We start from the raw sequence: 25,787 nt of genomic DNA, 5'->3' as shown, positions 1-25,787 counted from the left end.
ACGCCGCGCCGACGACGCATCGGCGGACGCCGAGACAGCAACCCTCGACCAACACATGTCAGTAGGTAGATTCATACTCAAGCGAGGTCTGCAGGGAATATTCGTCGTCTGGGGGGTCGTGACGGTCGTCTTCCTCCTCCGATTCATCACGCCGGGCGATCCGGTCACGTTCATCGCGCCCCTCGACGCGAGCCCCGAGCTCCGCCAGCGGATCGCGGCGGATCTGGGCCTCAACAAACCACTCTACGTACAGTACGTCGATTACCTCGTCGGGCTCGTGCAGGGCGAGATGGGGTACTCCTACATCAGAGGTACCGAGGCCAGCGCGCGGATCTTCGCCAAGCTCCCGGCGACGGTCGAACTGGCGGTCGTCGCCACCGTCGTCGCCGTCGTCCTGTCGATCCCGCTCGGCGTCGTGAGCGCGACGCGGCGGCACAAGCCGGCCGACTACGCGGCGACGACGTTCTCGCTCGCGGGCATCAGCACGCCGAACTTCTGGCTCGGCATCATGCTCGTGCTCGTCCTGTCGGTACAGTTCGGCATCTTCCCGACGAGCCGCAGGGCGATCGGGTTCGCCGCGGCGCTCGGGTATCTCGCCCAGGGGAACCCCGCCGGGCTGGTCGTCTGGGCGAAGTACATCACGCTCCCGGCGATCACCCTCGGAACGTACTTCACCGCGCTCATCACGCGGCTCACGCGGAGCGGGATGCTCGACGAACTCGGAAAGAGCTACGTCCGGGCGACCCGGGCGAAGGGGCTACCCGAGTCGCTCGTCCGGTACAAGCACGCGCTGCGGAACACGCTCATCCCGGTCATCACGGTGCTCGGACTCCAGCTCGGGACGCTCATCGGCGGCGCGGTCATCACTGAAGCCGTCTTCGCGTGGCCCGGCCTCGGCACGCTCGTGATCGAGAGCATCAACGACCGCGACTGGCCGCTCATCCAGGGGAGCCTCATCGTCATCGGGACGGGCTTCGTCGTGGTGAACATCGTCGTCGACGCGCTGTACGCGTACGTCAACCCCCGGGTGGTGAACGACTGATGGTGTCCCCGCGCACCCTCCGTAGCCTCAAGCGCGAGTTCGGCCGGAGCGCGCTCGCGAAGCTCGGCGTCGCGCTCGTCATCGCGGTCCTGTTCGTGGCGGCCTTCGCGCCGGTGCTCGCGCCGCACCACCCGATGAAACAGAACCTCGGGGAGTCGCAGCTCCCCCCGCTCGGGTTCAGCGCGACGCAGAACGAGACGACGTCGGAGGTGGTCGACGGGGAGGTTCAGGTCGTCGAACGCGAACGGCAGGTCGACGCGACGCTCGCGCACCCCCTCGGCACCGACTCCCTCGGCCGAGACATGCTCTCTCGCATCATCTACGGCGCGCGAACCTCGCTGCTCGTCGGCGTGCTCGGAACGGCGCTCGCCGTCCTCGTCGGCGTCACCGTCGGGCAGACCGCCGGCTACTACGGCGGCCGGGTCGACGACGGGCTGATGCGCCTCTCGGACATCATGCTCGCGTTCCCCTCGCTGGTGCTCGCCATCGCGCTCATCGGGCTCCTCGGCGGGGCGTCGGTTCGGATCCCCGACCCGATCGTCGCGGCCGGAATCGAGCCGGGAATGCCGCCGAACGTCGTCCTGCCGGGGACGGTCATCGTCGTCGTCGCGCTCGTCAACTGGGTCTGGTTCGCCCGGGTCGCCCGCGGCGAGGCGCTGTCGGTCCGACAGGAGGAGTACGTCAAGGCGGCCCGCGCGCTGGGCGCGAGCGACGCGCACATCATCGGCAGACACGTGCTCCCGAACAGCGTCACGCCGATCCTCGTGCTGGCGACGATCCAGATCGCCGCGATCATCCTGCTCGAAAGCTCGCTCGCCTACCTCGGCTTCTCCGGCGCGAACCTCTCGTGGGGCTTCGACATCGCGCAGGGCCGCGGCTACCTCGCGTCCTCGTGGTGGATCGCCTCCCTGCCGGGGCTCGCGATCGTCCTCGCCGTGATCGGGATCAACCTCGTCGGCGACTGGCTCCGCGACGCCCTCGATCCGAGCATCGAGGGGGAGGGGGGCGTATGAGCGACGAGATCCTCAGGGTCCGCGACCTGCGGACCCGCTTTTTCACGGAGGAGGGGCAGGTCAACGCCGTCGACGGCGTGAGCTTCGACGTGAAAAACGGCGAGATCTACGGCATCGTCGGCGAGAGCGGATCCGGAAAGAGCGTCACGGCGCTTTCGATCATCGATCTCGTCGACTCCCCCGGGCGCGTCACCGCCGGGGAGGTGTGGTACCGAAACGCCGACCTCGCGGAGGAGTTCCGCGGCGAGCGCCCGGAGGCCGTCGACGGCGACTTCGTCGACGTGCGGCGGCTCCCCGAGGGCGTGCGGCGGGCGCTCCGCGGGCCGTCGTTCAGCACGGTGTTTCAGGACCCGATGAGCAGCATGAACCCCTCGATCACGGTGGGCGAGCAGATCGCCGAGGCGGTGGAGGCCCAGCGCCGCGCCCGCGCGAACCCGCGACGCACCCGGTCGCGGACGCAGGGGTACGGGCTCGTCAACTTCGTCGTCGACAGCGTCGTCCCCTCGCGATCGTACGTCTCGACGGAGAGCCGGGAGCGCGCGATCGAACTCCTGGAACAGGTCGGCATTCCGGACCCGGTCGACCGGGCGGACGAGTACCCCCACCAGTTCTCCGGCGGGATGCTCCAGCGGGCGATGATCGCTCAGGCGCTCGCGGGCGAACCGGACGTCCTCGTCGCCGACGAGCCGACGACGGCGCTCGACGTGACGATCCAGGCGCAGATCCTGAACCTCCTCCGGGACCTGCAGGAGCGCGAGGGGATGAGCGTGATCTTGATCACCCACGACCTCGGCGTCATCGCCCGCATGTGCGACCGCGTCGGGGTGATGTACGCCGGCGAGGTGGTCGAACGAGGAACCCTCGAAGACGTGTTCGAAAACCCCGTCCACCCCTACACGCGGGGGCTCCTCGGATCGATCCCGGACCTCGAAGACCCCGCGCCGAGGCTACGACCGATCGAGGGCAACGTCCCGAGCCTGCTCGACGCCGAGATGGGCGAACGGTGTTACTTCGCCGACCGCTGTCCGATGGCGATGGAGGAGTGTCTGACGCGCATCCCCGAGTTCGCGGCGGCGGACGACGTCCCGTCGCGCGGGTCGAACGGGGAGGGGGACGCCGAACACCGGGCGCGCTGCGTGCTCGCGGAGCGCGACTACGACCCCTCGCAGGCGCTCCCCGACGGCTATTTCGACGCCGAGTCGGGAGCACCAGCGCGGCCCGAGGGCGGAAACCGGGGGCGGGAATCGGAGGTGAACGCCGATGACTGACGGCAGCCCCCTCGTTCGCGTCCGCGACCTGCGGAAGTACTACGGAGACGGCGACTCGCTTCTCGACCGACTCCTCGGACGGGACGCGGGGAGCGTGAAGGCCGTCGACGGCGTGAGCTTCGACATCGACCGCGGCGAGACGCTGGGACTCGTCGGCGAGTCGGGGTGCGGCAAGTCGACGACGGGGGAGACGCTGCTCCGTCTGCGCGAGGCGACGGCCGGCGACGTCGAGTTCGACGGCGAACGCGTCCTCGGCATGGACGACGCCGAGCTCAAGGCCTTCCGGAGACGCGCGCAGATCGTCTTTCAGGACCCCTTCTCCAGCCTCGATCCGCGGATGACGATCGGGGAAATCCTCGCCGAACCGCTTCGGATTCACGGGTTACCCGAGGACACCGGGGACGGGCGCTCGAAGGCCGAGTATCGACGCGACCGCGCGAAGGAACTGCTCGACCGCGTCGGCCTCTCTGCGGACCAGATCGACCGCTACCCGCACGAGTTCTCCGGGGGGCAGCGCCAGCGGATCGGCATCGCCCGCGCGCTCGCGCTCGAACCCGACTTCATCGTCCTCGACGAGCCCGTCTCCGCGCTCGACGTGAGCGTGCAGGCGCAGGTGCTCAACCTCCTCGACGACCTGCAGGAGGAGTTCGGGCTGACGTACCTCTTCATCGCCCACGACCTCTCCGTCGTCCGTCACATCTGCGACCGCGTCGCCGTGATGTACCTCGGCAACGTCGTCGAACTGGGGCCGACGGACGACCTGTTCGACGACCCCCAGCACCCGTACACGCGGGCGCTGTTGGAGAGCGTCCCGCGGGCGAAACTCACGGAGCAAGGCCGACGGGTCGAGGCGCTCGCCGGCGACGTGCCGTCGCCGCGGAACCCGCCGTCCGGCTGCCGGTTCCGGACGCGCTGCCCGCTCGTCATCCCGCCCGCCGGGATCGACGTCGACCAGCGGACCTACCGCGAGGTGATGGATCTCCGCGAGCGCGTCGAGGCGGCCGACCTGAACCTCGCCGCGATCTGGGACGCGGTCGGCGATCCCGACGGGTCCGACAAGCCGGCGTTCAAGCGCCACCTCCGCGAGGAGTTCTTCGCCGACGACCTCGACGGGGAGAACGAGAACGCCGTCGAACGGGCGCTCGACGCGTTGGCCGAGGGCGACCGCGACCGCGCCGCGGAGACGCTCCGCGCCCGCTTCGAGAGCGTCTGCGAGACGACCCGACCGGTGTTGCAAGAGCGCGAGCACCCGGCGGCCTGCCACCTGTACGACCAACCGGTCGAGAGCCGAGAGGGGGACGAAGCGGAGGCGCGGGTGGACTAGACGTCGTCTCGGCCGTTTTCGTCCGGTATTTCCGCAACCTATGACATACAGTGGCAAATGCTGCGCTCCGCCCCGTATCTATCGCTCGTGACGCTCTGGGGGAGACATCCGGGCTAAATATCAGAAATATAAAATCAAATGGGCCCTTGGTGGAGACACCCGCACGAGCCTCATGGCAAAAGCGACCGAGTCTAATTCGGAGAGAAGTTGGTTGAATTTCGACCACCGGGACATGATGGTGTTCATCCTCATCATGTCCCTCAACGGTCTGCAGAACGCGGTGACCGAACTTTCGCCCGAGTTCATGCTCGGGCCGATGGAGATCGGCTTCGACGAGTTCCTGTTCATCCCGATGACGCTCGTGATGCTTTTCGGGACGATCTGGGCGGCGCTGGCGGTTCCGGTCGGCGAGATCGTCTTCGGTGAGATTCTCATCGGCGAGTTCGACGGACTCGGTGCGATGGAGAACCTCATCATGCTCACGACGTGTTACTACTTCGCGTCGGCCCTCCTGAAGAATCCGGACAGCAAGCTCCAGCTCGCGATCGCCGTGCTCGTCGCTGAGGGACTTGAGGAGGCGTTCGCGGTGCTGATCGACGTCGCGAAGGTGTACGTCGGCGTCGAAGAACTCGAAGCCGTTCCCGGCCTCCCCGAGAGTATCTGGGCTATCGAACTGTTCGACTGGTTCAATCAGATGCTGATCGCGGGCGTCATCTTCGGCCTCATCCCGACGCTATATCTCTATCCGAAGCTCCGTGGGAAGCTCGAACCGCTCCTCGGCATGGAGCCGCGTCCGGCCGATCCGAACGCGTCGATGCTCGACGCGCGGTCGCTGAAGCTGCTGTTCCTCCCGCTTCTCGCCTTCCCGTTCGCGATGGGCTTCGAGATCCTGAGCGAATCTGGCGGGATGGTCAACGTCATCTGGGAACCGGAGTTCGTCGAAACCTACGGCCAGGTGTTCCTCGTCGTGCCGATCGTGGGCGCGATCGTCGTCCTCGCGCTCCTTTGGATGCGGATGCGACGGAACCGAACGGCGGCGTAGCGTCCGAGGCAAACCGTTCTTTACCGCATGATCTCAGCAGACACGACCCCGATTTCGGTTCGAGGATTCTCCTTCAGGTATCCGGGCGCGGACAAGTACGTCCTCCGGGACGTCGACCTGACCGTCGAAGCCGGCGAGTTCACCGCCGTCATCGGCGGGAACGGGTGTGGAAAGACGACGCTCTGTAAGACGTTCAACGGGCTCGTTCCACACTTCTACGAGGGAAGCGTCGAAGGAACGGTGTCGGTGTTCGGTACCGACACCGCCGAAGCGTCCGTCTCCGAGCTCTCCAGGAACGTGGGATACGTATTTCAGGAATTCGAAAATCAACTGGTGCAGCCCACCGTGCTGGAGGACGTCGAGTTCGCCCCCCTGAACCACGGGCACGTTGACTACCGCGACCGCGCGAGGACGGCGCTCGACAGGTTGGGGATCGGACGGCTCGCCGATCGGTTCGTCTGGGAGCTCTCCGGCGGCCAGCAGCATCTCGCGGCGCTCGCCGGCGCGTTGTCGGTGGATCCGGAGGTCGTCGTCGTCGACGAACCCGCCGCACAGCTCGATCCGATGAACGCCGAGTTGGCCTACGAGCACCTGCGACGCCTGCACGAAGATCACGAGAAGACGATCGTCGTCATCGAACACCACACCGAGTTCGTCGCGGACTACTGCACCCACGTCGTGCTCGTCGACGACGGTCGGATCGTCTGGAAGAAACCCACCGCGGAGGCGATGAACCAACTGGACGATCTCCGGGCGCGAAACATCTATCCGCCGCAGGTCACGCAGGTTGCAGAGCGTGTCCCGGAAGCGACGGTCGACGGGGACCGCCTCCCCGTCACCGTCGAAGAGGCCGTCGGGGCGTTCGGTGTGGTTCACCCTTCGGCTGACGGCGGCCTGCGATCGGACGTGACCGCCGACGCAGTCGGAAGCGCGTGTCTCGGAACCACGGCCGACGGTTCCGAAACGGTAGCAACCCTCGACGGGGTGACGCACGGATATCGAACGCTTCGCAACGGACGCACGACCGTCTTCGACGACCTCTCGCTATCGTTTCGCGCGGGCGAGAGGATCGCGGTTCTCGGAGGAAACGGGACCGGAAAGTCGACCCTGCTCAAGGTTCTCACGGGGATCGAGACGCCGCAAGCCGGGACCGTGCGGGTGCTCGGTCACGACACCGCGAAGACCCTGCCCGAGGAGATCGCAGAGGACGTGGTCTACGTCCACCAGAACCCGGAAGAGATGTTCGTCGCCGATACCGTCCGAGGTGACGTCGCGTACTACCTCGAACAGCGAGGCTACGAGGACGCTGACGAGCGCGTCGACAGGGTACTTCGGTCGCTCGACCTGACGCACCTCGAGGATCGCGATGGGCGTCTCCTGAGCGTCGGACAACAGCGTCGGGCTTCCTTGGCCATCGGTCTGGCGATGGAACCGTCGCTCGTGCTGCTCGACGAGCCGACGGGGTGCCTCGACGTCGCGAGCCGCGGCGATGTGACCGAGACGATCGACCGCGTCGGTGATCGGGTTCAAACGGTGCTCGTGGCCACACACGACCTGCAACTGGCGGCCTCCTGGGCCACTCGCGTCGTCGTCATGAGCGCGGACGAGGTGCTCGCGGACGGTCCGCCCGGCCGCGTGTTTGAAGACGAGACGTTGCTCGAGACGTCGAACCTTCGCTTACCGCAGGTCGTCGAACTGAGCGCACGACTCGGTGTCCGTCCCTTCGCGCTCGATGTCGACGATCTGGCCGCACGTATCGCCGCGGAGGGACGGTAACGATGGGGTACGTCTCCTCATTCCGCGACGCGGTGCGCATCGACGAACTCAAAATCGACCTCCTCCGCACCGCCTACGACAACGACCGAGCCTTTCTCAACCAGTTCGACCCGCGGATGCTCCTCGTCTGGTACGCGATCTTCATCTTTCTCCCGTGGCTGTTCTTCGACCTGACGCCGCTTTTGATCCTCTTTCTCGTCTCTGCGATCCTAGCCGCCCGGTCGCAGGTCAGCCTGTTTCTCGTCGCAACGCTCGCGTTCTCGACCGCCTCAAACCTGTTCTTCTACGGATTACTGGCGACCTACCTCGGAGACGCGGGACCGTCGGTCGTGGCGGCGCTCGTCCCGTTCACGCTGAAGCTCACCATCGTGTCGATCCTCAGCCTGGCGGTGTTCTCCAGCATGAGTCCGCGAAACCTGAGCAAGGCACTCTTGAGTTTTCGTGTCCCCCACCAGTTTACGTTCGTCATCGCCTACGGCTACCGGATGCTCCCCGTGCTCGTCGAGGAGTACCACGCCCTGGTGAACACGTACCGGCTGCGGAGCAAAGCGCCCGAAAACGCCGGAATCCTTCGTTGGCGTCACTACCTGTACCTCGTGACGGTCATCGTCAAGGCGTTCTATCCGATGATCTTCAACGTCGCCAAACGTGCCCGCGTGACGGTCGAGGCGATGGAGACGAAGGGGTTCTCGCACGCGCTCGGGGAGGACCAAAGCCGGGATCTCAGGCTCGCAGAGCTCCGATCGACGCCAAAGGACGCCGCCTTCTTCTGCGCTTCGATCGCGTTCGCAGCCGCGCTCGTCGTCGTCTTCTAACCGACGAGCGCGTCGGTTCCCGTTCGCCACGGGCTGAAACGGCCGTCCCGTGCGTCCCTCAGGCGGCATCGCCGACGTCGCGGAGTTTCCGCCCGACGAGTTTCGGCACCGCCGTTCGGCTGTTGACGGTCGTGCTGTGCTCTCGGAGGTCCCGGCGTCGAATCTCGGCCTTGGTCGCGTACTTTCGACCCTTCGCGGCGTAGATGATTCCGCGGTACGCGTCAATCTCTGCGTCGCTCGGCGGCGAGTCCTCGAGATAGCGGCCGATCAGGACCGCGCCGACGAGGTCCTCGGGCGAGGGCTTGCCTTTCGAACCGCAGGCCACGACGTAAGTCGGCGCGTCACTCTCTCGGAGGTGCGCCGCCACGGCGTCCGCGTTCGTCGTCCCACCCACGTACACCTCAACGCCGTCGACGCCCACCGTCCGCAGGTCGGCCACGGTGCCGCCGCCGTTCGTCGACGTCATCGCCACTGGTCGGCCGTCGACGTCGAGCGACCGGACGTAACTCGGCGAGTTGAAGAAGTCGTACCCCTCCGTCGGCGTGTAATCGGCGCTCGATCCGCCCCCGATCAGACAGTCGGGGTGGTCCTCTTTGAAGGCGAACTCGTCGCCGCGCTCGTCGGTGACGTGGACGTACGCCGCGCCGTTCGTCAGCAGTTCGACGACCGTCGTGGAAAAGTGGGTCACGTCGACGACGACGTAGTTTCCCGGCGCCGGCGACGCCGGAATCGCCGCGCGGGAGGCGCCCCGAGGGATCGATTTCGTTCGCAGTCGGCCGTGCGAGCGACTCCTCCGACCGACGCCACCCCGTCGGCGAATCGGCCGAACGCGCCGGAAGCGAAACCTTGAGGCTCGCCCGTTCGCGACCATCTCTGTGAGCCGGTACCGAGACGCCGTTCTGTTCGCCGTCCTCGCCGCCCTCTGGGGGTCGGCGTTCATGGCGATCAAGGCCGGCCTGGAGTTTTTCCCGCCCGTGCTGTTCGCCGCCGTCCGCTACGACCTCGCCGGAGTACTCATGCTCGCGTACGCGTGGCACGTCCTCGACGATCCCGTCCCCCGCGGTCGCGGTCAGTGGGCGCTCGTCGCGATCGGCTCGGTGCTCCTCATCGCGGTCTACCACGCGCTGCTTTTCGTCGGTCAGACCGACCCCGGCGTGACGAGCGCCGTCGCGGCGGTCATCGTGAGTCTCAGTCCCGTGCTGACGACGGGCTTCGCGCGGCTGCTGCTTCCCAGCGATCGGCTGACGACCGCCGGGATCGCGGGGCTTCTCCTCGGCCTCGTCGGGGTGGTCGTGCTCTCGCAGCCCGATCCGGACGCCCTCCTGTCCGGCGGCTTCGTCGCGAAGCTGCTCGTCCTCGGCGCGACGGCGGCGTTCGCGCTCGGGAGCGTGCTGACCAAACGGATCGACGCGGAGATGCCGATCGAGTCGATGGAGGCGTGGTCGATGCTCGGCGGCGCGCTGTTGATGCACGCCGTCTCGGTCGGACTCGGCGAGCCGATCCGCGGCGTCGAGTGGACCGAGCCGGCGGCGCTCGCCGCCCTGCTGTACCTCGCGATCGGATCGAGCGCGGTCGGCTTTCTCATTTACTTCACGCTGCTCGACCGGCTCGGGGCGATCCAGATCAACCTCGTCTCCTACGTCGCGCCGGTTTTCGCCGCGCTGTCGGGGTGGCTGTTCCTCGCGGAGGAGCTTCGACCGGCGACCGCGGCCGGCTTCCTCCTCATCTTCGTCGGATTCCTCCTGATCAAGCGGGAGGCGATCCGGGGCGAACTGCCGCGGATCCGCGGGGGCCTCCGGGCGCTGTTTCTCCGGAACTGACGCCCCGACCTCACTCCGCCCGCTCGACCTCGACCACGCTGCCGATCGTCGACCAGCCGTCCTCGTCGGGGCCCTCCCGACCGACGAGGACCCCCTCGTTGTCGGCCGTCGTCGCGAAGCGGTACGCCGCGTCGTCCCCCTCCCGCGTCCCTTCGGCCTGAAACTCCCGCTGGAAGAACTCCGCGCTGCGGAGGTGGTACACGGCCGACGAGCCGTCGTCGAGCGTCAGCCGAACCGGATCCGGACTGACGTTGTACATGCGCTTTGCGAGCGGGTTGAGATCTGCCATGGTTCCAGGGAGGCGCGAGCGGGGGATAAATCCGTCCGCCCCCGATCCGATCGGGCGTCGAACGACGCCCCCGATCCGATCAATCGTCGAACAGCGCGGCGATCTCGTCGTCCGACAGCCCCGCCGACAGCGCGAGCAGGAGCTTGACCCGCGCCTTCGCCGCGGGCAGGTCGTCGGCGAAGAGCGCGCCGTGGTCGCGGAGGGTCACCCCGCCGCCGCGGGTCCCGTACACCGGCTCCGTCGGGCCGGCGTGGCACCGCGAGGCGACGACGACGGGCACCCGCTCCGCGGCCGCGGCGATCGCGTCGCCGAGGTCCCCCGTGACGTTTCCGAGCCCGGTTCCCTCGACGATCACGCCGTCCGCGCCGGCGTCGACCTCCCGTTCGAGCCGTCCGCCGTCGACGCCGAGGCCCGAGTGGACGACGGGCACCGTCACGCCCGATCCGATCGCTGGGACGTCGTCGGAGTAGCTCCGCGGTTCGCGGTGGACGCGGACGCCCCCGCGGGTGAACGTCGCGACGGGACCTTTCCCGGGCGATTCGAACGCTCCGAGCGCGTTCGTGTGCGCCTTGACCGCGTCGCGCGCCGCGTGCAGCTCGTCGTCGAACGCGACGTAGACGCCCGCCGCGAACCGCTCGTCCGTCGCCGCGCGGACGGCCGCGAGGAGGTTCGCCGGCGCGTCCGATCCCGGTTCGTCGAACCGACGCTGGGCCCCGGTGACGACGATCGGCACGGGAATCGCGGGCGCGAGATCGAGCGCGTACGCCACCTCGGCGATGGTGTCGGTTCCCTGCGTGATGACGATCCCGTCCGCGCCGCCCGTGCCGTCCGGGCGGTCGTCGGCGTCGGCGTCGGCGGCGGTCGCCGCCGCCTCGGCGACGCGGGCGACGGTTTCGACGTCCATGTCGAACCCCGGTCTCGACGCGATCTCCTCGACGCGGAGGTCGGCGTGCGCCGACAGCGCCGGCACGGCGTCGACCAGTTCCCGTCCCGATTTCGCCGGGGCGGCCCCCGCGTCGTCCGGTTCGCTCGCGATCGTCCCGCCGCAACTGAGCACTCGTACCGTCGGCATGCGTCTTCGCTCGCGCCCGAGACCGTTCGTTCTTTCGACGCCCGCCCGCGTCGCGCACCGAAATAATATTTCCTTGATATGACTGCAACGAAGTATTAGCGCGTTCGATAAATCGTTTAACAGACAGAAAACGTTCCGTGAAACGTCCGGCCTCCGTCGTTCTCGGAGTGAAGCGCGTCGAACGGAGTCAAAGGCTCTCCCGGTTATATCGCACGTCCCCTCGAACGGACGGCCGACGAGGTCACACATCATGTCACGTCCCTCCACCGCCGTCGAAGAGCAGTCCGCCCGGTCCGGAACCGTCGACGACGCGTTCGCGATCGGCGTCGACGCGGGCGTCTTCGAGGCGCTCTCGGAAGCCGTCGCGGTGCCGGTCCGCGCGGTCTGCTTTTGGGCGGCCGTCGCGCTGCCGTTCCTCTACGTCCCGCTCCTGTTCGGTGGGTTGAAAGGTTCTGAGGACGTCGTCTTCGTCGGCCTGCTGGCCGCGAACGCCGTCGCGCTGTTCGCCGGACACGCCCACCGGCGGTGAGTCCGCTCGTTCGACCCGGGAGCACGACGGTTCGCCGTCGTCCGTCAGAGCATTAGGGGAGCGCCGGCTAGCGGCGGGCGTGAACGCCAGCGATTTCGACCCTGACGCGTGGGCGGCGGAGCTGCGGGCGAAGCGCGCCGAGAAGGACGAGTTCTTCGCCGAGCACCCGCAGTCGCCGATCCCGCCGGACGAACGCGACGGCTTCGAGGGCCTCTCGTACTTCGATCCCGACCCGGAGTACCGGATCGAGGCGGTCGTCCGCGCGCACGATCGGCCCGACCCGATCGAGATGGAGACGACGGCCGGACCGAACGTTCGGTACCTACGCGTCGCGACCTTCGAGTTCGAGATCCGAGGCGATCCGCTGACGCTCGCGGCGTACCGACGGGAGACGGCGTCGGAGCGGACGCTGTTCGTGCCGTTTCGGGACAAAACGACCGGTCAGGAGACGTACCGCGGCGGTCGGTACATGGAGTTCGAACCGGAGGGCGAACTCGACGACGGCGCGTTGACGCTGGATTTCAACCTCGCCTACACGCCGTTTTGCGCCTACAGCGACGCCTTCTCGTGCCCCCTTCCGCCCGAGGAGAACTGGCTCGGCGTCGCCGTCCGCGCCGGCGAACGAGCGTAGTTCGGAATCGGGCGCGGGCGCGCCGAATACGACATAATAGATTGTGTGGTATTCGAGGGGAAACCAAACTCCTTATGCGATCCGGCGGGAAGAAGGAACTAGAGTCATGGGATTCACGCGCAAAGGCACGCTGGGCCTCGCTCTGATGATCGTCGGAACGATCGCCTTCCTTCCGGGCGTCTCCCCGGAGGCGAGTCTGGGGCTGCTGGTTCTCCCCGCCGCCGTGCTCCTGACGGTCGGCACGTACCTCGTCGGCACCGACGGCGTCGGCCGTCCCGTCTGAGCGGAACGCGGTGGAATCGGCGGAATCGGCGGTCACTTTCGTTCGAGTCGTGGACGCGTTAGGCGTCCCGCGCCTCCGCGGGTCGGGATACACTCGATACCCGAGAGTCGCGACGTCGCGAGTCGAGGAACGACGTCGGGCGCACCTGCTGGCCCATTCGGATGCACCCGCTGGCCCGTTCGGACGCGCCCCGTGAGGGTTTCGAGCGGTCCGACTGTGTGCGGACGCGTTCGTTCATAAGTTCCTTGCTTTTGCATGCTTTTCGTTTATCCACGTTGGTGGTAACTGAGATAATAAGGGGAGGACGGGAACCGTCCGCGTCGTAGGTGGTCTCCGAGAGGGGCGGTGTCAGGTGTGTGCGTCCGGAGCAGCGGTGTCGCGACGCCACGACTCGAGTTCGATACACCGTGAGGAATACGAATGACGAAACGAACCATCACCTGTCACACGAACCGGAGAACGACGAGAGAAGTCCCGGCGGTCGCGGTTCGAGCCGTCGGACCGACGCGATCGAGACCGCCGCCCCGTCGGCCGCCTCCGACGACCCGACGCCGCGTACCCGCCGGGGACGACCGGCGGGGGGATCGGAACGAGCCGCCGCAACCGAAGGAGGTGCGGAACTGACATGCGGGTGTACGAAGGATCCGACGGTCGGTACTACACCGAGTGTGACCTCTGGGAGCGGTTCGAGTCGGACACCTGGCGGCCCTGCATGTGGGAGCCCGAAACCGGGCGGGAGTTCGTCGAAACCGACCGGGCGGACCTGCTGTCGCTCGCCCCGGTGGATGCGGTGGATCTCCCGGACGGCGTCGAGATCCGGTACGAGGGGGACTTCGCGACCGTCGTCGATTCCCGGGATCGGCGACCGTCCACCGGGTGGGCGTTCCGTTGAGTCGGCCGAGACCGGTCGCGGGAGACGGATCTCGGACGGTCGAACGGGCGACGAGAAATCGTCGAGTGCCCGGGGTGGGCTCCGAACCCACGATCTCCGCATGTCCCAGGTACGAGGCTCGGCGGGCCTCCGGGAGCGGAGCTTCCAAGGCGGTTACCGCACCGAAGCTCGGCGGTTGGACCGGCGAACCGGTCCGACGCGATACCCTATGAGTGCGGCGCTATGTCCAGCTAAGCCACCCGGGCTCACTTCCACGTATTGCGATGAGACTCTTTAACCTTCTCATATCGCCCCGACCGCGTCCGCCGATCGACTCCCGACGCCGCGCGCCACCCCCCGAATTTATGTCACGAGGGCGAGAGACGGGTCCATGGATCTTCCGGAACGGGTCAGAAACGAACTCGACGGGGAGCCAGTCGCCGCTCGCGTGAGTCTCGGCGGCGAGGACGAATTATTCACGACTCCGACACGAACTCTCCTCTACCGGGCCGAAGGGTTGTTGTCCGACGAAGCCGTCGAAACGTACCCACACGACGCCGAACGCGTCGACGTTTCGGAGGGGCGGCGGAAGTCGAGCGTCGCGCTCGACTACGGCCTCGACGGCGAGCGGTCGTTTTCGGTGCCGACGAAGCGGCTGAGCGAGGCGCTGCACCCGGTGCTCGCGGGCGTGCTCGCCGCCGCGGGCATCACCGACGGCGGAGAGGCGGTGGAGCGGACGTTCCGGTTCAGCGAACTGACCCTCGTCGTCACCGACGCGCGCGTCGTAAAGCACGTCGGCGCGGCCGTCTGGGACGACGAGTACGAGGAGTTCGCCTACGACGACGTGACCGACCTGACGTTCGAACGCGGCAGCGTCGCCACGTCGGTCGTCGTCACCGTCGGCAACCGACAGGAGCGTTTCAAGGCGCCGAACGAGGAGGCGCGCGCGGTCCGCGAAACCCTCGAATCGGCGATTCTCGCCCACCACGGCGTCGAGAGCCTCGCGGCGTTCAGGGCCACCGTCGCGACGGCGGACGGGGCCGACGCCGAACCGGCGTCGAAATCGGACGCGATGGACTTCGGCGTCGGCCCGGATCCGCTCGGCGCGAACCCCTCGAAGCTCGCGGAACACCCGGAGAACGCGACCCGATCGTCGGAGACGGCAGAGGCGGCAGAGTCGGCAGAGTCGGCTGGTTTGTCCGCCGAGTTCCGAACCAAATCGAGGGGTACAGCGGATCCGGCGGATCCGTCGGACTCGGCGACTGCGGAAGCGCGCGCTCCGCGGGGCGAGCGCGACGAGCGCGCGACCGAGCGACGCGCGACGGGGTCGGCCGGCCGCGACGGGGTGGAGCCCGATGCCGGCGGGGCCGAACCCGACGCCGACGGGTTCGACGGCTCCGGCTTCGAACCCGCCGGGCCGGTGCGGGACGACGCGCTCACCGAACAGCTCGCGGCGCTCACCGAGGTGGTCGAACGACAGAACGAACAGCTCCGCCAGCAGCGGGAACTCACGGCACGACTCGTCGAGGAACTCCGTCGCGGGCGGTAAGGTGAGCGCGCCGACGGCGGACCGTCGACCCGACGACGGCGACGGCCCTCACGCACCGCCGCTTCCGTCCGATCGCTTCGCGCTCTCTTCCGATCACTCCCGCCCGGTCACCTTCCGGATGCACGACGAGCCGAACGGTCCGAGTTCCCCCGAGTCGAAGCGGATGAAGTGGCCCGTCGAGAGCCCGGAGCCGCAGCGGCGGCAGGTGAACTCGCCCTCCTTCGTCACCACCTGACTCTCGAAGCGGACAAAGGTTCCGCCGCTACGCGTCCGTATGCGCCCGCCCTCGCGCTCGACGAGGCCGCGCTTTTCCGCCTCGTCGAGGATCGTCCGCGTCGCCGTCGGGTCCGTCGTCACGGTCTCGATCCGATCGACGACCTCCGGGAGGCCGAGTTCGTCCTCCTCGAGGTGCGCCAGCAGGTCGAGCGCGAGCTCGATCCGGTCGTCCCCGCCCGCGTCGTCCGTCACGGTGGGTCGTTCAGGTTCCCGACGCATAACCGTTCCGCGAAGCGCAACTGGTTTCACCCGCGGCCCCGGCGGGGTTCGTATGAATCGCCGGACGCGCTTGCTCGTCGGCGGCCTCCTCGTCGCGGCGGTCGCGATCGCCGCGTGGGCTGCTTCGCCCGACGGGACGCTCCGGTGGCTCGCACGGTTGGCCGCGGACCCGGTGCGGTTCGCAGCCGTGCTCCTCGCGCTTTCTCTCGTCCGCCCGTTTCTCGCGTGGCCGACGATCCTGCTGGCGGTCGCGGCGGGCTACGGGTACGGACTCCCCGGGATCGCGGTCGGAACGGCGCTCATGGTGGTGACGAGCGTCCTCCCGTACTGGCTCGCCCGGCGCGCGGGCGGCGGACGGATCGGCGACGCCGGCGAGCGCTTCGTCGACGGCGCGGGGACCGTCCGGAGCGTGGCCGCGAGCCGACTGTTCCCCGCCCCGTCGGACGTGGTGTCGGTCGGCGCGGGCGCGGCGCGCGTCCCCTTCCGGGCGTTTCTCGTCGGCACCGCGCTCGGAGAGCTGCCGTGGGCGATCGCCGGAGCGGTCGCCGGCGCGTCGCTCGATTCGCTGACCGCGGAGTCGCTGTCGGAAGCCGTCGACCCCCGACTCGCCGCCCTCGCGGCGCTCGTCGGGGTGCTGCTTCTCGCCGGTCCGGTCTACCGGCACGTCAGCGGCGACGACCGGGCGTTCGGCGGCGTCCGCGAGTGACCGCGTCGCGGGATCGAACGAAGCGGCTCCGCCGCCGCTACGACAGGAGCGACTCGCCGGTCATCTCCGCCGGTTGCTCGACGCCGATCAGTTCGAGGATCGTCGGGGCGAGGTCGCAGAGCGAGCGGCCCTCGCGGACCCTCAGCCCGGCCGCGTCGCCGTCCGGCGAGAGGTAGACGATCGGAACCGGGTTGTAGGTGTGGGCGGTGTGGGGCGCTTCGGGCGTCCCCATGTCGTCGGCGTTGCCGTGGTCCGCGGTGACGAGCACGTGCCCGCCGGCGGCCCGGACGGCGGCGACGAGGCGGCCGAGCTGTTCGTCGACCGCCTCGACGGCGGCGACCGCGGCGTCGAAGTCGCCCGTGTGCCCCACCATGTCCGGGTTCGCGTAGTTCAACACGAGCACGTCGGGGTCGTCGGATTCGATGAGCTCGACCGCGGTGTCCGTCACCTCGGCGGCGCTCATCTCGGGTTTGCGGTCGTACGTCGGCACGTCGGGGCTCGGGACGATGCGGCGGATCTCGCCGTCGAACTCGACCTCGCGGCCGCCGTTCAGGAAGTACGTCACGTGGGCGTACTTCTCGGACTCCGCGATCCGGAGCTGGGTCATGCCGGCCCGGGAGACGACCTCCCCGAGGGTGTTCTCGGGCTGGTTCGGCGGGAACGCGACCGGGAGGTCGAACGTCCTGTCGTACTGCGTCATCGTCACCAGCCGTACCTCGGGCGGCGAGGCGTCGAAATCCCACCCCGGGTCGATGTCCGCGAGCAGCCGGACGAGCTGACGGGCGCGGTCCGATCGGAAGTTGAAGAAGATCACGGCGTCGCCGTCTTCGAGCGCCGGGCCGCCCGAAACCAGCGTCGGTTCGACGAACTCGTCGGTCTCGCCGCGCTCGTAGGACTCGCGGGCGGCCTCGACGGCGCTATCGGCCTCGAAGTTCGCCCGCCGGTTCACGATCGCGTCGTAGGCGCGCTTCGTCCGCTCCCAGTTCTGGTCGCGGTCCATCGCGTAGTAGCGCCCCGAAACCGTGGCCACGTCGCCCGTTCCGCGCTCCTCGACGACGGCTTCGAGTTCGGAGAGGTACCCCGCCCCCGCCTTCGGAGCGGTGTCGCGGCCGTCGGTGAACGCGTGGGTGACCGCCTCGACGCCCCGCTCCGCCGCCATCCCGATCAGCGCGCGGAGGTGCTCCTGATCGGAGTGGACGCCGCCGTCGCTTACGAGCCCCATAAAGTGGACGCGGCCGCCGCGTTCGGCCGCGTACGCGAACGCCGAGTCGAGCGCGTCGTTCGCGAGGAACGAGCCGTCCGCGATGGCGTCGTTGATCCGGGTGTACGCCTGGTGTACGACCCGGCCCGCGCCGATGTTGATGTGGCCGACCTCGCTGTTGCCCATCTGTCCGTCGGGCAGCCCGACCCGCCGGCCGGAGACGTCGAGCGATCCGTACGCGCCGTCCTCGGCGAATCGGTCGAAGTTCGGCGTGTCGGCCGCTTCGACCGCGTTCCTGCCGGGCGGCGAGCGGTCCGCGTCCGCGTTCGCGTCCGAAGCGTCGTCGCTTCGGCGGTTCCGGTCGCCGAGTCCCCAGCCGTCGAGAATGACGAGCGCGGCTCTCATACGCGAACCCACCGCCGCCGGGCGTAACTACCCTTCGCTTCGGGCGAGGGAAGCGGCCGACCGCCGTCGGACGGACCGCGACACCTATACCCGACCCGGCCGCCCTTCCGGCATGGACGCCGCGCGTCTCGTTCCGGACCGCTACGTCGAGTACTACCTCGGGAACGGCCCGAGCCTCGTCTGGCTCATCGTGGTCAACGCGACGGCCTTTCTCGTCGGCGTCCGGTTCTACGTCGAGACGATGCCCGGCGTGTCGACGTTCCTCTGGCCGTTGTACGGCGATTCGCCGACGGCGCTGGCGCTCGCGACGCTGTCGCTCGCGACGCTCCTTCCCGCGCTCGGGCGCACGTCGCCGCTCGCGTCGCCGACGAACCGGCCGCTCGCGTACCTGCACACCCTCTCTTTCGTCTGGCTCGTCAAGTACGGACTCTGGACGGCCGTCGCGTTGAACCTCCGACCGGCGCTGTACGTCGGCTTTACGCCCGCCGCGCTCTGGAACTACTGGGGAATCGTCCTCACCCACCTGCTGTTCGTGGTCGAGGCGCTCCTGATCGCTCGGGTGGGACGGACGACGAAGGGCGCGCTGGCGCTCGCGCTCGCGCTGCTCTTCGCGAACGACGTCTTCGACTACGCGTTCGGCTTCCACCCGCCGCTGCGGTACGAACCCGGGACGGCGCTCGTCGCCGTCACCGTCGCGCTGTCGGTCCTCTCGGTCTGGTTCGCCGCCGCGGCGTTCGAGTCGCTCGACGGGTCGCGATAGGCGGATCATAAGGACCTCGCTCCCGCCCCGAGCTGATCGTTCACCCGCGTGAACGAAACGAACGAAGATTCTCGTTTATGCCACGGTGCGCCGCTACTGACGTTCATGAGAACGGCGTACGCTCTGTTGAGTTGTGTTCTTCTCGTCTGCGCGAGCGTCCCGACGGTCGCCGTGACCGGATCCGCCGACGCGTCGGCGTCGACGACCGCGCCGACGGATCCGACCGGCGAGCCGCCGCTGGACGGCGAATCGGAGCTCGACGACGCCGTGGGGGACGAGAGCCGTGAGAACGGCTCCGAAGCCCGCTACGGCACCGTCGTCTCCGCCTTCGTGCAGTCGAACACCGCCGAGGCCCGCGGGACGATCGACCGTGCGATCTGGGAGCACCGGGCGGAGCGGAGGGGGAGCGACGAGGTAGCGGACCGCCGGCTCGACGGCCTGAGAGACCGGTTCGACGCGCTGGAGAGCGATCGCGAGGCGCTGCGAGAGGAGTACGACGGCGGCGAGATTTCGGAGCTCCAGTACCGCGCGCGGCTGAGTCGGATCGACGCGCAACTGCTCGTGCTCGACGCCGTGATCGGATCCGCGGACGAGGCGGACGGCGCGGGCGAATCGACGACCGCGGAGGAGAGCGAACCGGCCGCACCGGCCTCGGACGACGCGGCGGCGGCGGATGCGCTCGGCGGCGACGGGGCGAACGCGGGTCGCGAGTCTCCCTGCAGCGACGACCAGACGCAGTGAGTCAATCTTTTCAATTCTGGTGGCGTATCGGTACGACATGGACTCTGCGGTGCTCTTGGATCTCCTCGGCAACGAGAACCGTCGGCGCATTCTCCGGCTGCTCTCGCACAAGCCGTGCTACGTCACGGAGATCAGCGAGTACCTCGGCGTCAGTCCGAAGGCGGTCATCGATCACCTGCGGAAGTTAGAGGAGGCGGGTCTCGTCGAGAGTCGCACCGACGAGCAGCGGCGGAAGTACTTTCACATCTCCCGGAGCCTCCGGCTCGAAGTGAACGTGTCGCCGCACGGGTTCGGCGCGAAGAGCGCGTACCCGGCGAACCCCAGCCTCGACATGACCGGCCGGTGCCCGCACGTCACCTTCGACGTGCGCTCGCGCGACGGGGGCGAGGAGGACCTCGCGGACCTCGCGGCGGAGTTCTCTCGGCTCGAATCGCTCGAAAACGAGCTGTCGCTCGCCCAGCGGTGGGTCCACGGGCGGATGACGGACGTGCTCGACCGGCTGAACGAGACGATCGGAACCGACGCCGACAGCCGATTTTACGCCGAGATCCTCGCGGCGGTGGCGACCGGCAAGCGCACGTTGCCGGAGATCAGCGCCGAGGTCGACGCGCCGACGAACGCCGTCGAGGGCGCGCTCCGATTACTCTCCGACCGCGGGCTGGTGCGAAACCGGGGCGGCCGCTGGCGGATCAGTTGATCTCCCGCATCAGCCCGGCGCGGAGGTCGCGACCGAAGTAGTGGCCGACGAGCGCCACGACGAGCCCCGTCCCCGCGCCGACGCCGGCGATGGCGGTGCCGTACTGCGCGTACGCGCGGACGAGATACGGGAACGTGACGGTCCCGAACGACCCGAGCGCCGAGAGGACCAACACGAGCGCGGCGGCCGCGGCCGCGGCGAGTCCGACCTCCGCGTACCGGCGGCGTCGGCCGACCAGCCCGACGACGAATCCGACGGCGAAGAGGCCGGCGATGCGCCCGAGGACGCCGACGAGCGGGATCGCCCCGCCGAGAAACAGGCCGAGGATCGACCCGACGAGCGCCGCGAGGAACACCTTGATCGAAAACAGGCCCCCGAGCCGCCGCTTCAGGCCGAGCCGCCCCCTCGCACCGGAGCGGTCCCGCCGATCGGCCTTCGCGTCCGCGGGCGAATCGGCGACCGACTCCCCGCCCCGCTCGACGTCGGTCGTGCGCTGCATGTTCGACGGTGCGCGCGCCGAACGTATGGGTCTTGCGCCGTCCGCCCGACGAACGGGTGCTTTCAAGTCCGACCCGGCGGTACCTCACCGCATGAACCCAGGGGATCGCGTCCGCGTCGAGCGCGCGGGCGTCACGAACGAAGGGGTGTTGATGCCGTCGTCGACGGCCGAGCACCTGGTCGTCAAGCTCGACGGCGGCTACAACGTCGGGATCGCCCGCGAGGACGCCGCCGTCGAGGTGCTCGAATCCGGCGCGTACGACGCCGACCAGGGCGCGCCGGCGGACGGAAGCTCCGCCGTCGAGTTCGATCCGGACCTGCCGACGGTGGCGCTCATCTCCACCGGCGGGACGATCGCCTCGACGGTCGACTACCGCACGGGCGCGGTGACGGCGCAGTTCGACGCGGAGGACGTGCTCCGAGCCGTCCCGGAGCTCGCGGGGCGGGCGAACTACCGCGGGCGCGTCGTCGCGAACATCCTCTCGGAGAACATGACGCCGGCCGTCTGGGAGCGCCTCGCGCGGGCGGTGCACGAGGAGATCCGGGAGGGGGCGGACGGCGTCGTCGTCATGCACGGGACGGACACGATGCAGTACTCGGCCTCGGCGCTGTCGTTCATGCTCGACCCGCCCGTTCCGATCGTCTTCACGGGCAGCCAGCGCTCCGCGGATCGGCCCTCCTCCGACAACGTGATGAACGCCGTCTGCGCCGTCGAGGCGGCCACGTCGGACTGCGCGGAGGTGCTCGTCTGCATGCACGCCTCCGAGAACGACGACGTCTGCGCGCTCCACCGGGGGACGCGCGTCCGGAAGAACCACACCTCCCGCCGCGACGCCTTCGAGACCGTCGGCGCGAAACCCCTCGGCGAGGTCGATTACGAGACCGGCGAGGTCGCGTTCCGGCGGGCGTACCGCGAGCGCGGCGAGGCGGCCCTCGACATCGCACCCGACCTCGACACCGGGGTCGAACTCGTGAAGTTCACGCCGGGGATGGACCCCGCGGCGTGGGACTACCTCGACGGCAAATCGGGCGTCGTGATCGAGGGTACCGGGCTGGGACACGTCCACACCGATCTCGTTCCCCGGATCGAGGAACTCGTCGAGGGCGGGACGGTCGTCGCGATGACGAGCCAGTGCCTCGAAGGCCGGGTGTGCGACCGCGTCTACGACACCGGGCGGGACCTGCTCGACGCGGGCGTCGTCGAAGCGGGCGACACGCTCCCGGGGACCGCGAAGGTGAAGCTCATGTGGGCGCTCGCGAACCTCGGCGATCCGGCCGGCGCGATGGGCGAGTCGCTCGCGGGCGAACTGCAGGCGCAGTCGCGGCCATGGACCTGAGCGTCCGCCGGGCGCGGCCGGAGGACTACGAGGCGGTCGCCGAGTTCACGAGCCGGACGTGGGCCGACCGCGACGGGAGCGACTACATCCCGCGGATCTACCGCGACTGGATCGCGGACGACGGCGACGGCCAGATGACGTTCGTCCTCGACGCCGACGGCGACGCGGAGCGGCCGTCGGAGGCGGTCGCCGGCATCTGCCAGGGCGTCCTGCTCTCGGACTACGAGGCGTGGGCGCAGGGGATGCGCGTCAACCCGGAGTACCGCGGGCACGGCGTCTCGCTCGACCTCTCGCGGGCCGTGTTTCGCTGGGCCGCGGCGGAGGGCGCGACGGTCGCCCGAAACATGGTGTTCTCGTGGAACGTCGCGGGGCTCGGTCAATCGCGCGCCGCTGGCTTCGAACCCTGCACGGAGTTTCGGTGGGCGATGCCGACGCCGGACGCGAGCGCGGAGCCGGATCTCCGCGTGACGGACGACCCCGACGCCGGCTGGTCGTTCTGGACCGCGAGCGACGCCCGCGCGCACCTGCGGGGGCTCGCCCTCGACGCCGAGGAGTCGTGGGCGGTGTCGGAGCTGACGCGCCGGGACTTCCGCGAGGCGGCCGACGAGGGGCGTCTCCTCGCCGTCCGGGACGGCGGCACGCGGGGGATCGCGCTCCGCAACCGGACGTACGAGCGGGAGAACGACGCGGACGAAGCCGAGACGTGGGCGGAGTACGCCGTCGGCGCGTGGGCCGACCCGACGGCCGCGCGGGCGCTCCATCGCGCGGTCGCCCGCGACGCCGCCGGGGTCGGCGCGGACCGCACGCGCGTCCTGATCCCCGAGGGCGTCGGCCCGGTGAGCGACACGGCGTACGCCCGCGTCGACGTCTCGGACGATCCCGACTTCGTCATGGCCGCGGACCTGACCGATCCGTCGGTCCTCGGCGAAGAGGCGTCGTGAGCGCGGCAGACGAGGGAGCGTCGCGGTCGGCGATCGCCGAGGAAACGTCGGACACGACGGCTGCCGAAGAAACGTCTCGGACGCGACGGCCGACCGCGGACCGCTCAGACCGGGTACCAGAGCGTTTCCGACTCGCCCGGTTCGTCGGGTCTGTCCTGCTCGTGTCGTTCGAGGACGCCCTGCCGTTCGAGTTCGACCAGGGCGTCCTCGATGAGCGCGCGCTCGATCTCGACCTGCTCGACGATGTGATCCGTCGAGCGCGGCTGGTCGTCGGTGAACGTCTCGAACACCCGCTTTTCGATGCCCGGTGCCCGGTCCGTTCCGTCGTTCGGGGACATGCTGTCCCCCGACGCTTTGGGGCGATACGGAATAGACGTTCGGGCCGCGGGCGACCGAACCGAAGTCGCCGCGTGCCGCCGAACGGATCCTCAGCCGAACAGCCGGTCGCGAAGCGTCCGACTCCGTTTCTTCTCGGCGAGCAGCACCGAGCAGTCGACCCTGTCGACGACGTTCATCACGAGGCTGTCGGTGAACAGCCGCGAGAGCAGGCCGCGCTCGGTCGCGCCGACGACGAGCATCGTGGCCTCCGCGGCGTGCCGCTCGATGGCCGCTTCGACGTCGCCCGACTCGACGAGCAACTCCGCGTCGTCGAGGTCGCGCTCGGCCGCCCACCGTTCGAGGAACGTCCGACCCTCCGCCTCGTCGTCGGCGACGTGCAGCAGCGTCACCGTCGACCCGAACTCCGCGCGGAGCAGCTTCGCGACGGCCACTGAGAGATCCGAGTCCGGCCCGCCCGCGGTCGGCACGAGGACGCGCGACGCGTCGAAACCGCGGTCCCGGAGGACGAGGAAGTCGCAGGGGAGCGAACTCGCGAGTTCGTCGACGGCGCTCTCGGCGCGGCCCGGCGAGCCGTGGGCGTCCGGTCCCCAGCCCATGACGGTCACGTCGGCGTCGTAGGTGCGGGCGGCGTCGAACACCTCCTCGAACGTTCGGTGCGAGAGGATGGTGTGGGTTTCGACGGGGACGCCGAACGTCTCGGCGTCGTCGCGGGCGCGCTCGAGGATGCGCGTGGCCGCCGCGTAGTCGCCCTGCTGTCGGGCGGCTTCGAGCGACGTCTGGTCGGGCACCTGCTGGATGTTGACGGCGACGACGGTGCCGCCCTGCTGCTTTGCGAGTGCGCTGGCGAGCGTGATGAGGTCGGTCTGGTGTTCGGGGTTCGCGAGCGGAACCATGACGCGGTAGTCGCCGCCGTCGGGTTTGACGGTGCTGGCGGCGGAGACGGCCGCGTCGGGCATCCGCTCGGACCGCGCGAGGATGTACCGACTGAGCAGCCCGCCCGCCTCGACCTTGTCGCGCGCGTAAACGAAGTACCAGCCGACCGCGCCGACGACGAACGCGCCCGAGAGCGCGATTTCGACGTCGTCCATGAACGCCACGAGACCCAGCGACAGCAGCGCCCCGGCTATCGGCGTCACCGGGTACAGCGGCACGCGGAACGCCGGCTCGTAGTCGATAGCGTCCGATTCGCGGAAGACGATGAGCGCGACGTTCATCAGCGCGTAGACGATGAGGTGGAGCACGCTCGCCGCCTTCGCCAGCACCGCGAGGTCGCTGCCGAGCGCCGCGATGAACGCGACGATGATGGAACCCGTCACCAGAATCGAGCGGTACGGGGTCGCAAAGCGGGGGTGAATCTCGTTGAGCCAGTTCGTCACGATCTTCTCGCGACCCATCGCGAAGTTGATGCGCGCCGACGCGAGAATCGAGGCGTTCGCCGACGACGCCGTCGCCAACAGCGCGCCGAGCGTCATGACGGTCGCCGCGACGCCGGCGATGCCGCCGGGGAACGCGACCTCGGCCGCCTGCGCGACGGGCGCGTCCCGGCTCAGGTCGGGCCACGGGACGACGCCGAGCATCACCGTCACGAGGACCGCGTAGATGACGGTGACGAGCGCGACGCTGCCGATGATGGCGATGGGGAGGTTCCGACCGGGGTTCTTCAGCTCCTCGGCGACGGTCGCGATCTTCGCGTAGCCGAGGAAGGAGACGAAGACGACCGCCGTCCCCGGGAGGATCGCGCCGGTGCCGAACGGCGCGAGGCCGTCCTCGCCGGCGAGCGTCGCGTAGTCGAACGACGCCCATCCGGCGACGGCGAACGCGCCGAGGATGGCCAGCAGGGCGAGGACGATGACGGTCTGGACGCCGCCCGTCTCCTTCGCGCCGACGAAGTTGACGCCGACGAAGACGAACCCGGCGAGCAGCGCGCCGACCTGTATCGGCGAGAGGAACAGCACGCCCGGAAGATCGACGAGTTCGGCGAGATACTGCCCGAAGCCGATGCAGTAGAACGCCGAGGCGAACGCGAGCCCCACCCAGTCGCCGAGTCCGGCGATGGAGCCGAACAGGGGCCCGAGCGCGCGGTTGACGTAGTAGTATCCCCCGCCGGCCTTCGGCATCGCCGTGCCGAGTTCCGAGACAGACAGCGCGTTCACCATCGCGATGACGCCGCCGACGACGAAGGAGACGACGACGACGGGTCCGGCCTCCTGTGCGGCGACGCCCGGCAGGACGAAGATGCCCGCGCCGATCATCGTTCCGATGCCGATGGTCATCGCCGACAGCAATCCGAGGTCCTTCGCCAGTTCCTCGTCAGCCATGTTTCGACCAGTGCGACGATATGTT

Annotated in this window: 27 protein-coding genes and 1 tRNA gene; 19 read left to right on the top strand and 9 right to left on the bottom strand. The window is 68.9% G+C overall.

What is annotated here, in order from left to right; translation table 11 throughout:
• Nucleotides 1-55 precede the first annotated feature (55 nt).
• The 7 genes from C3L37_RS03445 to C3L37_RS03415 all read left to right on the top strand — a co-directional run bounded on the left by C3L37_RS03445 (nt 56) and on the right by C3L37_RS03415 (nt 8,280).
• The gene (locus C3L37_RS03445) at nt 56-1,042 is read left to right on the top strand and encodes an ABC transporter permease (protein WP_129113211.1); all 987 of its coding nucleotides are present in this window, start codon (nt 56-58) and stop codon (nt 1,040-1,042) included.
• Nucleotides 1,042-2,055, top strand: a complete 1,014-nt coding sequence (locus C3L37_RS03440) for an ABC transporter permease (RefSeq protein ID WP_129113210.1) — start codon at nt 1,042-1,044, stop codon at nt 2,053-2,055. The genes C3L37_RS03445 and C3L37_RS03440 overlap by 1 nt, the downstream gene beginning before the upstream one ends.
• Nucleotides 2,052-3,323 carry an ABC transporter ATP-binding protein gene (locus C3L37_RS03435; protein WP_129113209.1) on the top strand — a complete coding sequence of 424 codons (1,272 nt, stop codon included), beginning with the start codon at nt 2,052-2,054 and terminating at the stop codon, nt 3,321-3,323. The genes C3L37_RS03440 and C3L37_RS03435 overlap by 4 nt, the downstream gene beginning before the upstream one ends.
• Nucleotides 3,316-4,647 (top strand): ABC transporter ATP-binding protein, encoded by a 1,332-nt coding sequence (locus tag C3L37_RS03430; protein ID WP_129113208.1) that lies wholly within the window; start codon nt 3,316-3,318, stop codon nt 4,645-4,647. Before C3L37_RS03435 ends, C3L37_RS03430 begins: the two co-directional genes overlap by 8 nt.
• A 211-nt stretch (nt 4,648-4,858) precedes the next feature.
• Nucleotides 4,859-5,689, top strand: a complete 831-nt coding sequence (locus tag C3L37_RS03425; RefSeq protein WP_228546095.1) for a hypothetical protein — start codon at nt 4,859-4,861, stop codon at nt 5,687-5,689.
• Between the two features lie 27 nt (nt 5,690-5,716).
• Complete coding sequence (locus C3L37_RS03420) at nt 5,717-7,465, top strand: ABC transporter ATP-binding protein (protein WP_129113207.1); 1,749 nt, start codon at nt 5,717-5,719, stop codon at nt 7,463-7,465.
• A gap of 2 nt (nt 7,466-7,467) precedes the next feature.
• Nucleotides 7,468-8,280 (top strand): energy-coupling factor transporter transmembrane component T family protein, encoded by an 813-nt coding sequence (locus C3L37_RS03415; RefSeq protein ID WP_129113206.1) that lies wholly within the window; start codon nt 7,468-7,470, stop codon nt 8,278-8,280.
• A 58-nt stretch (nt 8,281-8,338) separates the two neighbouring features.
• On the opposite strand, the gene C3L37_RS03410 is transcribed toward C3L37_RS03415, so the two are convergent.
• A complete protein-coding gene (locus C3L37_RS03410; RefSeq protein WP_394345773.1) occupies nt 8,339-9,052 on the bottom strand; it encodes a 2-phosphosulfolactate phosphatase in 714 nt (237 codons plus the stop codon).
• A 103-nt stretch (nt 9,053-9,155) separates the two neighbouring features.
• On the opposite strand from C3L37_RS03410, the gene C3L37_RS03405 reads away from it, so the two are divergent.
• On the top strand, nt 9,156-10,100 hold the full coding sequence (locus tag C3L37_RS03405) for a DMT family transporter (protein ID WP_129113204.1): 945 nt from the start codon (nt 9,156-9,158) through the stop codon (nt 10,098-10,100).
• Between the two features lie 10 nt (nt 10,101-10,110).
• Here C3L37_RS03405 and C3L37_RS03400 read toward each other — a convergent pair whose 3' ends face one another.
• Together C3L37_RS03400 and C3L37_RS03395 are read right to left on the bottom strand one after the other, a co-directional pair.
• Entirely contained in the window at nt 10,111-10,389 is a 279-nt protein-coding gene (locus C3L37_RS03400) for a transcriptional regulator (protein ID WP_129113203.1), read from the bottom strand.
• Between the two features lie 79 nt (nt 10,390-10,468).
• A complete protein-coding gene (locus tag C3L37_RS03395; RefSeq protein WP_129113202.1) occupies nt 10,469-11,461 on the bottom strand; it encodes an asparaginase in 993 nt (330 codons plus the stop codon).
• A gap of 250 nt (nt 11,462-11,711) precedes the next feature.
• Between C3L37_RS03395 and C3L37_RS03390 the strand changes: the two genes are divergently transcribed.
• From C3L37_RS03390 to C3L37_RS03380, 4 genes are all read left to right on the top strand, one after another.
• A complete protein-coding gene (locus tag C3L37_RS03390; protein ID WP_129113201.1) occupies nt 11,712-11,990 on the top strand; it encodes a hypothetical protein in 279 nt (92 codons plus the stop codon).
• Between the two features lie 79 nt (nt 11,991-12,069).
• Complete coding sequence (locus tag C3L37_RS03385; RefSeq protein WP_129113200.1) at nt 12,070-12,621, top strand: DUF1684 domain-containing protein; 552 nt, start codon at nt 12,070-12,072, stop codon at nt 12,619-12,621.
• Between the two features lie 106 nt (nt 12,622-12,727).
• The gene (locus C3L37_RS24125) at nt 12,728-12,904 is read left to right on the top strand and encodes a hypothetical protein (protein ID WP_164974647.1); all 177 of its coding nucleotides are present in this window, start codon (nt 12,728-12,730) and stop codon (nt 12,902-12,904) included.
• Between the two features lie 625 nt (nt 12,905-13,529).
• Entirely contained in the window at nt 13,530-13,796 is a 267-nt protein-coding gene (locus C3L37_RS03380; RefSeq protein ID WP_129113199.1) for a hypothetical protein, read from the top strand.
• Nucleotides 13,797-13,862: 66 nt separating this feature from the next.
• Here C3L37_RS03380 and C3L37_RS24120 read toward each other — a convergent pair.
• Nucleotides 13,863-14,041 (bottom strand) — tRNA-Met (locus C3L37_RS24120).
• Nucleotides 14,042-14,166: 125 nt separating this feature from the next.
• Here C3L37_RS24120 and C3L37_RS03375 point away from each other — a divergent pair.
• Nucleotides 14,167-15,324, top strand: coding sequence for a DUF7115 domain-containing protein (locus C3L37_RS03375; protein ID WP_129113198.1), 1,158 nt, complete (start codon nt 14,167-14,169; stop codon nt 15,322-15,324).
• A gap of 93 nt (nt 15,325-15,417) precedes the next feature.
• Here C3L37_RS03375 and C3L37_RS03370 read toward each other — a convergent pair whose 3' ends face one another.
• Nucleotides 15,418-15,819 (bottom strand): DUF5830 family protein, encoded by a 402-nt coding sequence (locus C3L37_RS03370; protein ID WP_129113197.1) that lies wholly within the window; start codon nt 15,817-15,819, stop codon nt 15,418-15,420.
• A gap of 52 nt (nt 15,820-15,871) precedes the next feature.
• On the opposite strand from C3L37_RS03370, the gene C3L37_RS03365 reads away from it, so the two are divergent.
• Nucleotides 15,872-16,525: a TVP38/TMEM64 family protein gene (locus tag C3L37_RS03365; protein WP_129113196.1), complete on the top strand. Its 654-nt coding sequence runs from the start codon at nt 15,872-15,874 to the stop codon at nt 16,523-16,525.
• Between the two features lie 37 nt (nt 16,526-16,562).
• Here the strand turns inward: C3L37_RS03365 and gpmI are convergent, their stop codons facing one another.
• Entirely contained in the window at nt 16,563-18,131 is a 1,569-nt protein-coding gene (gpmI, locus tag C3L37_RS03360) for a 2,3-bisphosphoglycerate-independent phosphoglycerate mutase (RefSeq protein ID WP_129113195.1), read from the bottom strand.
• A 112-nt stretch (nt 18,132-18,243) separates the two neighbouring features.
• Between gpmI and C3L37_RS03355 the strand changes: the two genes are divergently transcribed.
• The 3 genes from C3L37_RS03355 to C3L37_RS03345 all read left to right on the top strand — a co-directional run bounded on the left by C3L37_RS03355 (nt 18,244) and on the right by C3L37_RS03345 (nt 20,329).
• Complete coding sequence (locus C3L37_RS03355) at nt 18,244-18,891, top strand: DUF1405 domain-containing protein (protein ID WP_129113194.1); 648 nt, start codon at nt 18,244-18,246, stop codon at nt 18,889-18,891.
• A 105-nt stretch (nt 18,892-18,996) separates the two neighbouring features.
• Nucleotides 18,997-19,632 (top strand): DUF7096 domain-containing protein, encoded by a 636-nt coding sequence (locus tag C3L37_RS03350; protein WP_129113193.1) that lies wholly within the window; start codon nt 18,997-18,999, stop codon nt 19,630-19,632.
• A gap of 37 nt (nt 19,633-19,669) precedes the next feature.
• Nucleotides 19,670-20,329: an ArsR/SmtB family transcription factor gene (locus tag C3L37_RS03345; protein WP_129113192.1), complete on the top strand. Its 660-nt coding sequence runs from the start codon at nt 19,670-19,672 to the stop codon at nt 20,327-20,329.
• Here C3L37_RS03345 and C3L37_RS03340 read toward each other — a convergent pair.
• Nucleotides 20,322-20,828, bottom strand: coding sequence for a hypothetical protein (locus tag C3L37_RS03340; RefSeq protein WP_129113191.1), 507 nt, complete (start codon nt 20,826-20,828; stop codon nt 20,322-20,324). The genes C3L37_RS03345 and C3L37_RS03340 overlap by 8 nt on opposite strands.
• Nucleotides 20,829-20,919: 91 nt before the next feature.
• On the opposite strand from C3L37_RS03340, the gene gatD reads away from it, so the two are divergent.
• Nucleotides 20,920-22,164, top strand: a complete 1,245-nt coding sequence (gatD, locus tag C3L37_RS03335; protein WP_129113190.1) for a Glu-tRNA(Gln) amidotransferase subunit GatD — start codon at nt 20,920-20,922, stop codon at nt 22,162-22,164.
• A complete protein-coding gene (locus C3L37_RS03330; protein WP_129113189.1) occupies nt 22,155-23,105 on the top strand; it encodes a GNAT family N-acetyltransferase in 951 nt (316 codons plus the stop codon). The genes gatD and C3L37_RS03330 overlap by 10 nt, the downstream gene beginning before the upstream one ends.
• Nucleotides 23,106-23,209: 104 nt before the next feature.
• Here the strand turns inward: C3L37_RS03330 and C3L37_RS03325 are convergent, their stop codons facing one another.
• A complete protein-coding gene (locus C3L37_RS03325; protein WP_129113188.1) occupies nt 23,210-23,443 on the bottom strand; it encodes a hypothetical protein in 234 nt (77 codons plus the stop codon).
• Nucleotides 23,444-23,533: 90 nt separating this feature from the next.
• Nucleotides 23,534-25,762 (bottom strand): amino acid permease, encoded by a 2,229-nt coding sequence (locus tag C3L37_RS03320; protein ID WP_129113187.1) that lies wholly within the window; start codon nt 25,760-25,762, stop codon nt 23,534-23,536.
• Nucleotides 25,763-25,787 lie beyond the last annotated feature (25 nt).

This window comes from Halegenticoccus tardaugens (genome assembly GCF_004116405.1).
Classification (GTDB): Archaea; Halobacteriota; Halobacteria; order Halobacteriales; family Haloferacaceae; genus Halegenticoccus; species Halegenticoccus tardaugens.
This window is presented reverse-complemented; position numbering and strand designations above follow the sequence as displayed.